Origin of the sequence: Curtobacterium sp. VKM Ac-1376 (assembly GCF_015351025.1) — a bacterium.
In the GTDB taxonomy this organism is placed as follows: Bacteria; Actinomycetota; Actinomycetes; order Actinomycetales; family Microbacteriaceae; genus Curtobacterium.
This window is the reverse complement of sequence record NZ_JADKRV010000002.1, coordinates 87,257-102,105: the sequence shown is the minus strand read 5'-3', so window position 1 is coordinate 102,105 and position 14,849 is coordinate 87,257. Positions and strand designations below refer to the sequence as shown.

The following is a 14,849-nucleotide window of genomic DNA, read 5'->3' as shown; positions in this document are numbered from 1 at the left end:
CTGCCGTTGACGGAACGCTTGATCTTCTGGCCAGACTGAGCACGTGTCACAACGACGGATACGAGAGGCGCGCTCTCCGAGGGCCCAGCACGAGGCTGCGATCCTCGACGAGCTGCGCCGCCGAGGCAGAGCGAGTCGAGGCGACCTCGTCACGCTGACCAGGCTCTCGCGGGCGACCGTCTCGTCCATCACCGGGGATCTCATCCGATCCGGGCACATCGTCCGCGTCGAAGCGGCGCCGACGAGCGGAGGCGTCGGTCGCACACCGGAACACCTGACGCTCAACCCGACCGCGGGTCTCGTCGTCGGACTCGACATCGGTCACCGTCGCGTCCGCGGAGTCGTCGCAGACGCCGCGCACGCCATCGTCGCCTCGGGCGAGCGCCTGTTCGATCCGAGCGCCGGTTGGGCGGATCGGATCGAACGGTCACTCGACCTCGCCGCCACTCTCCTCGACCGGTCGACCGCGGACGACGACGCCCCGATGCTCGCCGCGATCGGGGTCGGCGTCGCAGGGACACTGCCCACCCGCCACCGGATCATCGCCCACGTCGAGCGTCGCGTCGGCGAACGGTTCGGCGTTCCGGTCCGGACCGACAACAACGCTCGGCTGGCCGGTCTCGCAGAGTCGGTGTGGGGCGCAGCGCAGGATGCGGACGCCAGCGCGTACATGCGACTGTCCGACGGCATCGGTGGCGCGATCGTCCTCGATCGGCGGATCCACCACGGACGGAACGGACGAGCCGGGGAGTTCGGCCACCTGTGCGTCGATCCGGTCGGTCCACGCTGCCGATGCGGGAACCTCGGGTGTCTCGAGGCCTTCGTCGGACTCCGAGCGGTCCTCGCCGAAGCCGGTGCGCAGGACGTGCGTTCACTCGCCTCGATGATCGACGCGGGGAACCTGCGGGCACAGGCCGCCACGGACGACGCTGGCACCAGGGTCGGGTTGGTGCTCGCGAACGTCATCACCGCGCTCGACCTCGACGAGGTCGTGCTGGGCGGCGAGCTCGCGGCACTCGGCGACCGCCTCGTGCGGCCCGTTCGACGCGAGCTCGACCGGCACGTGCTGGCGGACGAGTTCGACAGGGTGCGCGTACGGCTCGCTCGACTCGGTGACCTCGACGGTGCGCTCGGCGGGGTCGCGCTGGTCCTGTACGACCGCACCATCGCCCTCCACCGGACCGCGACGGCGGCTGCGATGGCGACCCCCGCGCCGCTCGTCGCCACAACGACCGCCTGACCCGCCCACCCCGCCACCACCCGCACCACTCAGACCCGCCCCGACGAAGGAGTCGCCGTGTCCAGATCAGCACCGCCCCCGACCGGCTTCGGCCGGCGGACCTTCCTGTCCGCAGGCATCGGCCTGGTCAGCGCCGGCCTCCTGACCGCCTGCGGCGCGAGCGTCGGGAGTGGCGGCACCGGCCGACCCGCGCGGGCCTTCGATGCTGCGTACTCGGGCAAACCCGTCACGTTGCAGTTCTGGAACCCGTTCACGGGCGGCGACGGACCGACGATGGGTCGGATCGTCACCGCGTTCAACGAGGCCCACGACAACATCACCGTGGAGATGACCTCGCTCGCCGCCGACGACCTGTACGCCAAGGTGCTGCCGGCAGTCGGTTCGGGCAAAGGCCCGGAGGTGGCGATCATGCACCTCGACCAGCTGTCCACCTTCGCTCTCCGGGGAACGATCCTGCCGCTCGACGACGTCGTCGACGGCGCCGGACTCGACCGGCAGGACTTCATCGGGCAGGTCTGGGACGAGGGTGCGTACCGTGGGCACCGGTACGGTATCCCGCTCGACGTCTTCGTGCTCGCGCAGTACACCAGCACGGTTGCACTGCGGAAGGCGGGTCTCACTGCACCGCTCGACGGTTCGTCGTTCGCGGACCAGATGCAGTCGCTCCGATCGGCCGGGATCGAGAACCCGTTCTGGGTCTCAGGGGGCAACTGGCAGCTCTACATCTCCTTGCTTGCGCAGTTCGGCGGGACGCTCTTCGACGAGTCCGGCACGCGGGCGACCTTCGGTGGCGACGCCGGCGTCGAGGCGCTCGCCTGGATGCGTGAGCAGGTCACGACCGGCGTCAGTCCAGCCGGTGTCGGAGACGTCCGCGTGCCGTTCAAGAACGGCTCCGAGGCGCTCATGGCCGACCTGACCGCCGCGGTCCCCGACCTGCACGACACCGCACCGGACCTCGAGTGGCAGATCGATGCGCTGCCGACCGTGGGCGACCGCCCTGGGTCGTTCGCGAACTCGCACAACTTCGTCCTCACCGCCCAGTCGCAGACCAGCCGGGAGACCGCGCACGCCGCGCAGACCTTCGTCCAGTGGGCGAGCGCGAACTCGGCGACGTGGGCGGACGCGGGCAACATCCCGGCCCGGAACGTGGCTCGTGACACCTCGACCTTCCGGAACGCGTCGCAGTCCGCGCTGCTCGGTGATCCGGACACCCTCGACGGGCTCGCGTTCCTGCCGCAGATCCCGAGTTCGCGCACCATCGCGGCGAACAGCTACCAGCGTGCCGTGAGCCAGGTCGTGCTCGGGCAGAGCGCTCCGGACACCGCGGCGCGCTTCGCCGCCACGACCGCGCAACAGCAGCTCGACGAGTTGCGGAAGGTGTACGCACTGTGACCGCCTCGACCATCTCGGAACGTTCGTCAGCCCGTCAGGACCCGAGCCGCACGCCCGCCGCGCGCCGCCGTCGGACGCCACGCGGCGGTCGGGCGTGGACCGGGTACGTGTTCCTCGCGCCGTTCTTCGTCGTCTTCGCGGTGTTCGTGCTGCTCCCGATCGTGCTGGCTCTGTGGTCGAGTCTGCACAGCATCAGCCTCGGGCTTCCCGGTCGTCCGTTCGTCGGTCTCGGGAACTACGCGGATCTCTTCGGCGGCCAGAGCGTCACGTCGATCGAGTTCTGGAAGTCGATGTCCGCGTCCGGGATCTTCACGGTTGCGAGCGTGCCGTTCCTCGTCGTCGTGCCGTTCGCGATCGCGCTCCTGCTGAACCGACGGTTCCGGGGACGGACGTTCTTCCGTGCAGCGTTCTTCGCGCCGTACGTGCTCGGCGTGGCGGTCATCGGTCTTCTCTGGCGCTACCTGCTCGACCAGAACATCGGACCGGTGAACGCCGTGCTCGGCGCGCTCGGTCTCCCGAGCGACACTGCGTGGGAGACCTCCCTGCCCGCTGGGTGGATCACCCTCGTCGGCGTGACGATCTGGTGGACGGTCGGTTACAACGCCGTCATCTACCTCGCCGCGTTGCAGGACGTCCCGCAGGAACTGTACGAGGCCGCGCGCGTCGACGGTGCGGGGGCATGGCAGCAGTTCTGGACGGTCACCGTCCCGAACACGCGCAGGGTCCTGCAGTTCGTCGTCACGATCACCATCATCGCGAGCGCCAACATGTACGGCCAGGCGGCGCTCATCACGCAGGAACAACCGGGCACGTCGACGCGCACCGCGATCGGGTTCATCGCCCAGACGGGCATCCAGGGCTTCGACATCGGGACCTCGTCGGCGATGAGCATGATCCTCGCGGTGGTGCTCATGGCGATCAGCGCCCTGGTGTTCACCGTGTTCCGCCGAGTCGGAGGAAGCGACGAATGACGACCTCAACCGCCGGGAGGCAGCCCATGAGCAACACAGCTCCCAGTCCGCGCTCCCGTCGACTCCGGCGCGCACTCCGCCCCGGCAACGTCGCGTTCTGGATCGTTCTCGTGGCGCTGACGGTCGCGTTCCTGCTGCCGCTCGCGTTCATGGTGTCGACCTCCTTCAAGAGTGCGACCGAGGCGAACGCGCTGGAGTTCAGCCTGCTGCCCCAGCACCCGACGCTCGACGCCTACCGCGAGATCCTCGGGTCCGGTCAGATCCCGGTACTCCGATGGCTCCTGAACAGCGTCGTGACGGCGCTCCTGCACAGCGCCTTCGTCGTCGTGCTCGCCACGACCGCCGCCTACGCGCTCGCCCGGATCGAGTTCCCCCTGAAGCGCACACTGTTCGCGCTCATCGTCCTGACGATGTTCGTGCCTGGCGTGATCTTCCTCATCCCGCACTTCCAGATCGTCAACGAACTCGGGTGGCTCAACACCTACGCCTCCCTCGTCGTGCCGAGTGCCGCGGGGGCGTTCGGGGTGTTCTTCCTCCGCCAGTTCTTCGTGGGCATCAGCCGGTCCATCGAGGAGGCCGCGCTCCTCGACGGGTGCAACCAGTGGTCGATCTTCATCAAGATCATGGTGCCGCTCGCCAAGCCCGCGATCGCCACGCTCGCCGTGCTGGCGTTCCTGGCGAGCTGGAACGACTTCCTGTGGCCGGTGTTCGTGCTCTTCAGCTCGGACATGATGACCCTGCCGGCCGGTCTCGCGCAGCTGCAGAGCGACAACGCGACTCGGTACGACCTGCTCATGGCCGGCGGGGTGGTCGCCAGCCTCCCGGTCCTCGCCGTCTACGTGGTGTCCCAACGGTGGATCATCGCCGGCGTCTCCGCAGGCGGGGTCAAGGGATGACGCCGACCGCCAGGACCGAACCCGACGAGGCGACCCGTGCCTCCCGACCGAAGGAACCAATGTCAGCGACAGCCACCATCCGTGTCCGCCACCATGCTGCTCCGAAGCCGATCTCGTCGGAGATCTACGGGCACTTCCTCGAGAGTGCGTTCTTCGGCAACATCGAGGGGGGCGTCTTCGACGAGGGCTCACCGCTCTCCGTCGATGACGACACCCCGCTCCGTGGCTGCCGCCGCGACGTCATCGACGCGTTCCGCGACCTCGGCCTGCCGATCGTGCGCTGGCCCGGCGGGAACTTCACGTCCCCGTACCACTTCGAAGACGGGATCGGCCCGCGGGACGAGCGTCCGAGACGTCTCGAGCTGGCATGGGGGTCCGAGGAGACCAACCGTTTCGGGACGCCGGAGTTCCTGTCGTGGTGCGAGGCGGTCGGGACCACGCCGTACCTCGCCCACAGCGCCAGGGACGTCGACGAAGCCGTGCGATGGGTCGAGTACACGAATTACGGTGGCGACACCGACTTCGCGCGGAGCCGCCGGGCCGACGGTCGCGACGAACCGTGGGACGTGCGCGTCTGGGGCGTCGGCAACGAGGTCTACGGCGAGTGGCAGATGGGGCACCGGCCCGTCGAGCGGTACGTGCACGACGCATCCGAGCACCTCCGGTTCATGGAGCAGGTGTCCCCTGGGCTGTCGTTCGTCGCAGTCGGCTCGGAACGGCAGGAATGGACGGAGGCGGTCGTCCGCGGACTCGGTGACCGCATCGACTACGTCTCGCTGCACCTCTACGCGGCGAGCATGCAGCTGGTGGACCGGAGTACCGAGGAGTGGGAGGCCGTCGTCGGGCAGGCGGCCTACTTCGAGCACGCCATCGGTGCGCAATCCGACACGATCGAGCGGATTCGTGGGGAGCTCGGCTTCACCAGGCCGATCGCGATCGCGATCGACGAGTGGAACTGCCGTCACCTCGAGCCGAGCAGCTGGCCGGAGCCGATGCCGGGCGACGACGGCGGGATCGCCGACCGTGGCCTGCTCCCGGAGCCGTCCGCGGCAGAACGCGAGGGTGACGCCGGATCGTTGCGCGTGAGCCGCTACAGCCCCCGGACGCTCGCGGATGCCCTGCTGTACGCCGGGGTGTTCCACGCCATGCACCGTGCATCGCAGCGGCCTGTCCCGGTCGGGATGGCGAACGCCGTCAACCTGGTGAACGCGAACGGGGTGCTCGCAGTCAGGCCGGACGGGGTCGTCCGCACCGCTGTGTTCCACGTCTGGGACCTGTACCAGAACCACACCGGGAGGATCCCGCTCGAGACCGCCGTGACCGCGCCGTCACGGTCACTCGAGATGCGCCTCGGCGACGAGCACCTGCCCTCCGGGACCTTCAGGACGATGCCGACGACGGTGTCGCTGCTCGACGTCTCCTCGACCACGGACGCCGACGGCGTGCTGCGCGTCGCGGTCATCAACCGCTCCGCGTCCGACGCGATCACGACGGAGCTTGACCTCCCGGAGGGCTGGTCGACCGCGGGAGCGACGGTCCGGACCCTCGGCGTCGACGCGGAGGACTTGTTCGCGGTGAACTCGTTGTCCGATCCGGACGTCGTGACGCTCTCCGACGAGCGTGAGGCGGCCTTCGGCACCGACAGCTCGTACACGTTCGACGCGCACGCGATCACTCTGCTGCTGTTCCGTGCCTGACCGACGGGCGGTGCACGGCGTCGGGAGGGCCCCGGTGCTGCCGATCTCGCCGAGGCGGCGGCGGGCGAGCGGTGTCCGGGGGAGGCCCGTGACCGGCGCGACGGGAGCGCACCGGGCCTCCCGGTCGGCCGTGTGGGACTCGCGCCGGTAGGATCGGTGACCATGGTCGAACTGGACTTCACCGAGCAGCTCTCCGCCCTTCGCGAGACCTTCGGCAACATCCGCTCGGTGGTCGACGTCGACCGCCTGCAGCGTGAGATCGCCGACCTCAGCGAGCAGGCCGGGGCCCAGGACCTCTGGGACGACGTCGAGCACGCGCAGCAGGTGACGAGCGCGCTCTCGCACCGGCAGTCGGAGCTGAAGAAGATCACCGACACCGAGCAGCGCATCGACGACCTCGAGGTGCTGGTCGAGATGGCGAACGAGGGCGACGACCAGGAGTCCGCCGACGAAGCCCTCGCCGAGCTCAAGGCGATCCAGAAGATGATCAGTGCGTTCGAGGTGCAGACGCTCCTCGACGGCGAGTACGACGACCGGCCGGCGGTCATCACGATCCGCGCCGGTGCCGGCGGTGTCGACGCCGCGGACTTCGCGGAGATGCTCCTGCGCATGTACCTGCGGTACGCCGAGCAGCACAACTTCAAGACCACCGTGATGGACACGTCCTACGCGGAAGAAGCGGGCATCAAGTCCGCGACGTTCGAGATCGACGCGCCGCACGCCTTCGGCACGCTGTCGGTCGAGGCCGGCACCCACCGCCTGGTCCGGATGTCGCCGTTCGGCGCCGCCGGCAAGCGCCAGACATCGTTCGCCGCGGTCGAGGTCATCCCGCTCATGCCGGAGACCGCCGTCATCGACATCCCCGAGAACGACATCCGGGTGGACGTGTTCCGGTCGTCCGGCCCCGGCGGGCAGTCCGTCAACACGACCGACTCCGCGGTGCGCCTGACGCACATCCCGACCGGCACCGTCGTCTCGATGCAGAACGAGAAGTCGCAGATCCAGAACCGCGCCGCGGCCATGCGTGTGCTGCAGTCGCGCCTCCTGCTCCTGAAGAAGGAAGAGGAAAGCGCGAAGAAGAAGGAGCTCGCCGGCAACATCACGGCGAGCTGGGGCGACCAGATCCGCTCGTACGTGCTGGCGCCGTACCAGATGGTCAAGGACCTCCGGACCGAGCACGAGGTGAACAACCCCTCAGCCGTGTTCGACGGCGATCTGGACGGGTTCATCAACGCGGGCATCCGTTGGCGGAAGCAATCCGCCGCCGACTAGGGCACCGTGAGCCGCGCGCCTGGCTCGTTTTCCAAGCGCGGCGACCTACCCTGGTCCGGTCATGATCAAATTCGACCAGGTCACCAAGGTCTACTCGGGCAACCCGAGTCCGGCGCTCGACAACCTCACCCTCGAGATCCTCAAGGGCGAGTTCGTGTTCCTCGTGGGCGCGTCCGGTTCCGGGAAGTCCAGCTTCCTGCGCCTCGTGCTCAAGGAGGAGCGGCCCACCAGCGGGCAGATCCACGTGCTCGGGCAGCGCCTCGGATCACTGGCGTCGCGGAAGGTCCCGTACTTCCGTCGCAACCTGGGCGTGGTCTTCCAGGACTTCCGGCTCCTGCCGAACAAGAACGTCTTCGACAACGTCGCGTTCTCGTTGCAGGTGATCGGCAAGAGCAAGGGCTTCATCAGTGAGGCCGTGACCGACGTGCTGAAGCTCGTCGGTCTCGCCGGCAAGGCGACGCGCTTGCCGCACGAGCTCTCCGGTGGCGAGCAGCAGCGCGTGGCGATCGCCCGTGCCGTCGTGAACAAGCCCGCGATCCTCCTCGCCGACGAGCCCACCGGGAACCTGGACCCCACCACGTCCGCCGGCATCATGGCGCTCCTCGAACGCATCAACCAAGGAGGCACCACCGTGCTCATGGCGACACACGACGCCAGCATCGTGAACCAGATGCAGCGCCGGGTCATCGAGCTCTCGAACGGCGCCGTCCTGCGGGACGAGCAGTCGGGCGGCTACCAGACCCAGGCAGTGCCGATCCAGCGGGGTGCCGTGTCGAACACCACCGGCATCCAGACGATCCCGGGGCTCATCCGATGAGGTTCGGACTCGTCATGTCCGAGGTCGGGTCGGGCCTGCGGCGCAACGTGTCGATGGTCGTCTCCGTCGTCCTCGTGACCTTCATCTCGCTCACCTTCGTCGGCACCGCGATCCTGCTCCAGATGCAGATCAACCAGATGAAGGGGTACTGGTACGACCGCGCGCAGGTCGCCGTCTACCTGTGCACCGACACCGACACCACTGGCAACTGCACCGGGGCGAAGGCCACAGAGGACCAGCGCGAGCAGGTCCAGGCGCAGCTCGAGTCGTCGACGCTGAAGCCCTACATCGAGAAGACCTACTACGAGGACCAGGACCAGGCCTTCACGCGGTTCAAGGAGCAGTTCAAGGACTCGGCAGCGACGGAGTTCGTGAAGCCCGAGTACCTCAACGAGACCTTCTGGGTGAACCTGAAGAACCCGTCGCAGGCCGACGTCCTCGTCGAGAGCCTGTCCAAGGTCGCGGGCGTGCAGAGCGTCGTCGACCAGCGCGGGTACCTGCAGCCGATCTTCAACCTGCTCAACGCGTCGTCGTACACGGCGATCGGCATCGCGGCGCTCATGCTCGTGGCGGCCGTGCTGCTCATCGCGACGACGATCCGACTGTCGGCGTTCAGTCGACGGCGAGAGCTCGGCATCATGCGGCTCGTCGGTGCATCGAACCGGTTCATCCAGACACCGTTCGTGCTCGAGGGGGTGATCGCTGCCGCCATCGGTGCAGTCCTGGCGGGTGGCGCCATCACTGCCGTGGTGTGGTTCTTCGTCCGGAACTTCCTGGCCGAGCGCTTCACCGGAACGGCGTTCATCGGCATGGGGGACGCGGCAGTCGTGGTCCCCGCGGTGATCGTCATCGGGGTGCTGCTGGCCGCGGTCTCCGCGTCGATCGCCATCCGCCGCTACCTGAAGGTCTGACCCGTCGGTTCTCGTGCACGGGCGGCGCGCCGGGAAGATGCGGTGGGTCGTTCGTGTTGGGTAGTCTGTAGGGCTGCGCTGAACGGTGCAGCGCAGCGAAGTGCACCGGCCACCATCGAGAGGAGTCGTCATGGCGAAGGAACGCGGTGAGAAGATCGTCGCGACGAACCGTCGCGCGCGGCACGACTACCTGATCGAGGACACGTACGAGGCCGGCATGGTCCTGTCCGGCACGGAGGTGAAGTCCCTCCGCATGGGGCGGGCCTCGCTGGTCGACGGTTACGCGTACATCGACCGCGGGGAGGCCTGGATCGATGCCGTGCACATCCCCGAGTACACCGAGGGCACGTGGAACAACCACGCACCTCGGCGGAAGCGCAAGCTGCTGCTGCACAAGCAGCAGATCGTGAAGATCTCGCACAAGACGGCTCAGGGGGGATACACCCTCGTGCCGTTGCAGATCTACTTCCACGACGGTCGGGCGAAGATCGAGATCGCGGTCGCCAAGGGCAAGCGCGAGTTCGACAAGCGTCAGGCCATGCGCGAGAAGACCGACAAGCGGGAGGCCGAGCGGGCCATGCGGACCCGGAACCGCGTCGGGGAGTAGCGCCGACGCACCTGGTCGGCTAGACTGAGGGACTGCTCCGAAGGGAGCATTGGCAACTCAACAGTGTGACAGCGGTTCGCCTTCCGGCCTGCATGGGGATGATCGGTTTCGACATTGCCTGTGTGCCGACGGGAAGCGGGCCGAGGACCCACGGTTATCTCGTTAACGATCCGTGGAAAACAACAAGTGCCAATTCCAAGCGCACTGACTTCGCTCTCGCTGCGTAAGCAGCCCAGCACATGAAGTCCGTCGGCCAGGTGACCGTCCCCTAACCTGATCCCGACGTCATCCAGAGGACTTGCTGCACGGTTGCGCCTCAGGGCCGTGTGGGACTTGCACTGAGACTGGGCCCGTCGTCCTAGAAGCCGGTAGCAAAGGACGGGGCCGAGCAGAACGAACTATCCGGATACGCCCGTAGAAGACGTCGAATTGCAGCGATGGACGGGGGTTCGATTCCCCCCATCTCCACCATTCGCCGAACGACGAACCGCTGTCACGCTGTGCAACCCGAACGCCCCGACACCGTCCCTGGACAGTGTCGGGGCGTTCGCTGTTCGCATACCTCCGAGGACTACGCTCCGGAGCAGGCGCGCAGAACACTCTCGCGCCCGTCCCGAACGAGAGGTCAGCACGTGGTGCAGGAGATCGCGATCCGTGTCCGTCTGCGAGCGCAGGAGCGAGTGGTGCTCGCCGAGTACGAGCGGGTCGTGGGGTCCGTCGCCACGGTTGCCGCACTCGCCGCCTGGCTCCCGAACCCCGACGCCCGGCTGGTCGTCCGCGGCCGTGGCGCCGAGCCGGTTCGGCTGGAGACGGTGACGTACGGGTCCGTCGTCGAGATGCTCGTCGTGCTCGACCAGCGGTCGGCCGCGGTGGAACGTGCCGCTGCTGCTCTCGCCGCGCTCGTCGAGTCGGTTCGCCACGAGCACGTCGCCGACGACGTCTCCGGGGTCGCCGGTGAGCTCGACCGGCTCGACCGGGCCGCCCCGCGCGGGCGTTCCGTCGTCGAACGGTCCCTGCGGACGTTCCTCGAGGGCGCCCGCGCTGATGTTCTCGCCCGCAAGACGACGATGCGGGTCCGAACGGCCCAGGCGCTGCTCCGGCTGGCGGAGGCGGACGCCGAACTCACGGTCGAGCGGGTGGCCGATGCGCTGGCACCCGTGCTGGAGGAGCGCGAGGTCGACGTCGCGCTCGACAGCGGTTCGGCCGTGGTCGTCGAGCCGATCGACGGTCTCCTGTCACCCGAACCCGAACCCGAACCTGAACCCGAACCCGAACCCGAACCCGAACTCGAACCCGAGCCCGAGCCGGTCGCGGCCGTCCTGCCGCTGCCCACCGACAAGAACAAGTCCAAGAAGAAGGACGACGACAAGAAGAAGTCCAAGAAGAAGGACGACGACAAGAAGAAGTCCAAGAAGAAGGACGACAAGAAGAAGGACGACAAGAAGAAGGACGACAAGAAGAAGTCCAAGAAGAAGTAGCCGCGGCCAGTCGTCCCCTAGAAGTCGAACAGGTTCGCCCGGATCCCTCCGGCGCCGTACTCCCGCCGCAGGAGCCCGCGGCGCCGCAGCACCGGCACCAGGTCACCGAGCATCCGGTACACCTGCGCCGGGTGGAGGTCACCCGAGAAGACGATCCCGTCGTTGTCGGCGTCGCTGCCGAGCTCCTCGATGAAGTCCGCGAACTCGTCGGCGGTCCCCACGAACCCGGAGCGTGACGAGATCCGCCCCAGGCGGGCCTTTCGGGTCAGGAGCTCCCGCAGCGGGGCGTCGGGGGTGTCCCCGAGCAGCCCGCGGACAGTGCCGGCGGAGACGTGCTCGCCGAAGGCACCGGCCGGCACCGGGCCGTCGAGGTCGAGCGCGAGCAGGTCGGTCTCGGAGTCGCTCGACCAGGCGATCGCCGCGGTCGGCAGGTCCTGATCGGACGGGTGTCCGGACGCGTCGACGATGCGGTCGGCCTCGGCGGGTGACGACACGATCTGCGCCTTGAGCACGAACAGGATCCGGAGATCGGCGGCGGTGCGTCCGGCGGCGAGGGCAGCGTCGATCACCGTCGCCCGGTACGCCGTCACCGCGGCGGTGGACAGCGGCGCGAGGGCGAGCTGGACGTCCGAGTGGGTCCCGGCGAACCTGATCCCTCGGCCCGACCCGCCGGGGGAGACCACCACGGGGTCCGAGTCCAGCGGCAGCGCGTTGAGCGGACCGTCGGCGGTGAAGTACGGCCCCTCGTGGTGGAACGCGTCGAGCGCGTCGCCGTTCGCGAAATGCCAATCCGAAGGGTCCCCGACGTGACCGTCTCCCCACGAGTGCCAGAGCCGCCGGAGCAGGGTGATCCACTCCTCGGCGCGGTCGTACGCCTGGTCGTGCGGTAGCGGCGGCAGCCCGGCGTGGCGTGCACTGCCGACGTCGGTCACGAGGTTGATCCCGAGCCGCTCCGACGACAGGTGCGCCAGGGTCGCGAACTGTCGGGCCGCCAGGTACGGCGGCGTGATGCCGGCGTTCACGGTCGGCGCGATGCCGATGTGCGAGGTGGCGGCGAACAGGGAGGGCGCGAGCAGCAGCGGGTCGTGCTTCGGCCCGCCGTAGGCCTGCCTGATACGCAGGTCGAGCGTGTCGGGGCTGCCGAGCGAGACGGCGTCCTCGGCGATGACGAGGTCCATGCCGGCCTGCTCGAGTGCGCGGACAGACTGCTGGTACAGGTCGGGCTTCGTCCAGTCGTGGCCCCAGTCCCAGTCGGACCGGCCCCACGCCTGCGGCCCGAACCCACGCGAGAAGAAGTACCCGAAGTGCTGCAACTCGGCCACTCAGCGCTCCGCGGCGATGGCGCGGTCCTGCGGACCGGCGTGGGCAAGCGCCACGCGGTGTCCCGGAGACAGGGGCTGCGAGCCGGACGCCCCACGGGCCTCCCGGCCGTGTGCACGCCCCCGACGCAACGCGGCGAACCCGCGTCCCAGGTCGCCGAGCAGGTCCGCGACGTCCTCGATGCCGACCGACAGGCGGATCAGCCCGTCGCCGATGCCCTGTTCCGCACGCTCCTCGCGCGTGCGCCCGGCGTGCGTGGTGGTGGCCGGGTGCAGGATCAGCGAGCGGACGTCACCGAGGTGGGTCATCCGGCTGAACAGCTGGACGCTGTCGATGAACGTGCGCGCGGCGGCTTCGCCACCGGCCAGCGTGAACGCGAAGACGGAACCGGCCCCACGGGGCAGGTAGCGCTGGGCGAGGTCGTGGAACGGACTGGAGGCGAGACCCGCGTGGTCGACGCTCGTCACCTCCGGCTGCTGCTCCAGCCAGGACGCGACGGCCAGCGCGTTCGCACAGTGGCGTTCGACGCGCAGTGACAGCGTCTCGATGCCCTGCCGGAGCAGGAAGGCGTTGAAGGGTGACGGCGCCGGTCCGATGCGCGCGGCCACGACGTCGCGGGCGAAGACCGTGAAGCCCCGGTTGCCGTACCGCTCGACGTAGCTCGCGCCGTCCAGCGACCGTTCCGGGCGCGTCAGGTGTGCCCACCGTTCGGGCGCGGCGGACCAGTCGAACGTACCACCGTCGACGACCACGCCACCGAGGCCGGCACCGTGCCCGGAGAGGAACTTCGACGCGGAGTGCACCACGATGTCCGCACCGTGCTCCACCGGGCGGACGGGGTACGGCGTCGCGAGGGTGTTGTCGACGATCAGCGGGACGCCGGCGCGGTGCGCGGTCTCGGCGACCCCGGTGATGTCGAGGACGTCGTTCTTCGGGTTGGGGATCGTCTCACCGAAGAAGGCCCGGGTGTTCGGCCGGACAGCGGCCGCCCATGCATCGAGGTCGCGGGCGTCGGCGACGAAGTCGACCTCGATGCCGAGTCGGCCGAGGTTCTGCAGCAGGAGCCCGCGCATGCCCTCGTAGATGCTCCGCGCGCTGACGACGTGGTCGCCGGCCCCCAGGAGCCCGAGGAACGCCACTGTCGCCGCCGCCTGGCCGCTGCCGACGAGGATCGCCTCGACGCCGCGCTCGAGCAGGGCCACGCGGCGTTCGACGTCGGCGTTCGTCGGGTTGCCCAGCCGCGTGTACGTGTAGCCGTCGTCGGTGCCGGCGAAGCGGTCACGGGCCTGGTCGAAGTCGTCGAAGACGAACCCGGAGGACATGTGGATCGCGGGCACCCGTGCCCCGTGGGCTGCGTCGGGCACGACGCCGCCGTGCACCTGCTCGGTCGCGAAGCCGTGGTCGTCGGTCGTCATGGGACACCTCCGGGGGTCGTCTGGCGACAGCCGCGCAGCCCGCACCGGCGCAGCGGGGGTTTGCGGCGTCCGGTTACGCCGGGTCCGGGTGTCAGACGAGCGCGCGGACCCCGGCGACGACGGTGTCCCCGACCTCGAGCAACGGACCTCGGGCAAGCCACACCGCGGCGCCGTTGACCACCACGAACAGCACGAACCACAGCGTCGCGGGCACGCGCATCTCGGCCGCGGCGATGTGGAAGTCCGTCTGCACCCGCGCGCCCGTGAGCAGCCATCGTGCGACCTGCACCACCGAACGCATGCCGTCGACGACGAAGAACGCCCCGACTGCGGCGACGACGAGCACGGTGGACTCGGACGGACGCAGCGCGACCCAGAGCGCGAGTACGTCGAAGCCGACCACGACGAGGATGCCGAACCAGTTCCGGACGAAGGCCAGCGCGACGAGTCCCACGATGCCGAGCACGACGACCGGCAGCCACCGCGAGCCGTGCAGCACCCCGGTGACCAGGAGCACACCGGCCCAGAGCGGGGCGCTGTACCCGGCGTACAGGTTGAGGATCCGGACGAGCCAGCGGACGCCGGCGGGCACTCGGCCGAGCTGGACCCAGGCCTCGCCGGAGCCGTCCGCGTGGAGTTCGATCCGCTGGATGCGTCCGCCGAACGGCACGACGACGATCGCGTGCCCGACCTCGTGCGCGACGGTCGCGGCGATGCGGGCCACGCGGCCGACGAGTGGCACGAACGGCAGGACAGCGCCGACGAGGAGCGCTACGAAGACGAGGGGCGGGGCTGCGGTGGTCAAGGGACCAGCATCGCAGCCCCGCCCAGGA

At 69.0% G+C, this 14,849-nt stretch carries 13 protein-coding genes and 1 other RNA gene; 11 read left to right on the top strand and 3 right to left on the bottom strand.

Annotation, left to right across the window (positions count from 1 at the left end):
• The first annotated feature begins 43 nt into the window (after nt 1–43).
• The 11 genes from ITJ56_RS03365 to ITJ56_RS03315 all read left to right on the top strand — a co-directional run bounded on the left by ITJ56_RS03365 (nt 44) and on the right by ITJ56_RS03315 (nt 11,281).
• The gene (locus ITJ56_RS03365) at nt 44–1,240 is read left to right on the top strand and encodes an ROK family transcriptional regulator (protein ID WP_194627671.1); all 1,197 of its coding nucleotides are present in this window, start codon (nt 44–46) and stop codon (nt 1,238–1,240) included.
• Between the two features lie 57 nt (nt 1,241–1,297).
• Nucleotides 1,298–2,632: an ABC transporter substrate-binding protein gene (locus ITJ56_RS03360; protein WP_194627669.1), complete on the top strand. Its 1,335-nt coding sequence runs from the start codon at nt 1,298–1,300 to the stop codon at nt 2,630–2,632.
• Nucleotides 2,629–3,603, top strand: a complete 975-nt coding sequence (locus ITJ56_RS03355) for a carbohydrate ABC transporter permease (RefSeq protein ID WP_194627667.1) — start codon at nt 2,629–2,631, stop codon at nt 3,601–3,603. Before ITJ56_RS03360 ends, ITJ56_RS03355 begins: the two co-directional genes overlap by 4 nt.
• 26 nt (nt 3,604–3,629) lie before the next feature.
• Entirely contained in the window at nt 3,630–4,499 is an 870-nt protein-coding gene (locus ITJ56_RS03350; protein WP_194627665.1) for a carbohydrate ABC transporter permease, read from the top strand.
• Nucleotides 4,500–4,558: 59 nt separating this feature from the next.
• Nucleotides 4,559–6,196: an alpha-L-arabinofuranosidase C-terminal domain-containing protein gene (locus ITJ56_RS03345; RefSeq protein ID WP_194627663.1), complete on the top strand. Its 1,638-nt coding sequence runs from the start codon at nt 4,559–4,561 to the stop codon at nt 6,194–6,196.
• Between the two features lie 162 nt (nt 6,197–6,358).
• Entirely contained in the window at nt 6,359–7,468 is a 1,110-nt protein-coding gene (prfB, locus tag ITJ56_RS03340; RefSeq protein WP_194627661.1) for a peptide chain release factor 2, read from the top strand.
• A gap of 61 nt (nt 7,469–7,529) precedes the next feature.
• Nucleotides 7,530–8,285 carry a cell division ATP-binding protein FtsE gene (gene ftsE, locus ITJ56_RS03335; RefSeq protein ID WP_194627659.1) on the top strand — a complete coding sequence of 252 codons (756 nt, stop codon included), beginning with the start codon at nt 7,530–7,532 and terminating at the stop codon, nt 8,283–8,285.
• Nucleotides 8,282–9,196: a permease-like cell division protein FtsX gene (gene ftsX, locus ITJ56_RS03330; RefSeq protein ID WP_194627657.1), complete on the top strand. Its 915-nt coding sequence runs from the start codon at nt 8,282–8,284 to the stop codon at nt 9,194–9,196. Before ftsE ends, ftsX begins: the two co-directional genes overlap by 4 nt.
• Before the next feature lie 130 nt (nt 9,197–9,326).
• On the top strand, nt 9,327–9,803 hold the full coding sequence (gene smpB / locus ITJ56_RS03325) for an SsrA-binding protein SmpB (protein ID WP_194627655.1): 477 nt from the start codon (nt 9,327–9,329) through the stop codon (nt 9,801–9,803).
• Between the two features lie 94 nt (nt 9,804–9,897).
• Nucleotides 9,898–10,274, top strand: a transfer-messenger RNA (tmRNA) gene (gene ssrA / locus ITJ56_RS03320).
• 161 nt (nt 10,275–10,435) lie between these two features.
• Complete coding sequence (locus ITJ56_RS03315; RefSeq protein ID WP_194627653.1) at nt 10,436–11,281, top strand: hypothetical protein; 846 nt, start codon at nt 10,436–10,438, stop codon at nt 11,279–11,281.
• A gap of 17 nt (nt 11,282–11,298) precedes the next feature.
• On the opposite strand, the gene ITJ56_RS03310 is transcribed toward ITJ56_RS03315, so the two are convergent.
• From ITJ56_RS03310 to ITJ56_RS03300, 3 genes are all read right to left on the bottom strand, one after another.
• Nucleotides 11,299–12,603 (bottom strand): LLM class flavin-dependent oxidoreductase, encoded by a 1,305-nt coding sequence (locus ITJ56_RS03310; RefSeq protein ID WP_194627651.1) that lies wholly within the window; start codon nt 12,601–12,603, stop codon nt 11,299–11,301.
• On the bottom strand, nt 12,604–14,016 hold the full coding sequence (locus tag ITJ56_RS03305; protein WP_228517111.1) for an O-acetylhomoserine aminocarboxypropyltransferase/cysteine synthase family protein: 1,413 nt from the start codon (nt 14,014–14,016) through the stop codon (nt 12,604–12,606).
• 91 nt (nt 14,017–14,107) lie between these two features.
• On the bottom strand, nt 14,108–14,821 hold the full coding sequence (locus ITJ56_RS03300; RefSeq protein WP_194627649.1) for a M50 family metallopeptidase: 714 nt from the start codon (nt 14,819–14,821) through the stop codon (nt 14,108–14,110).
• Nucleotides 14,822–14,849 lie beyond the last annotated feature (28 nt).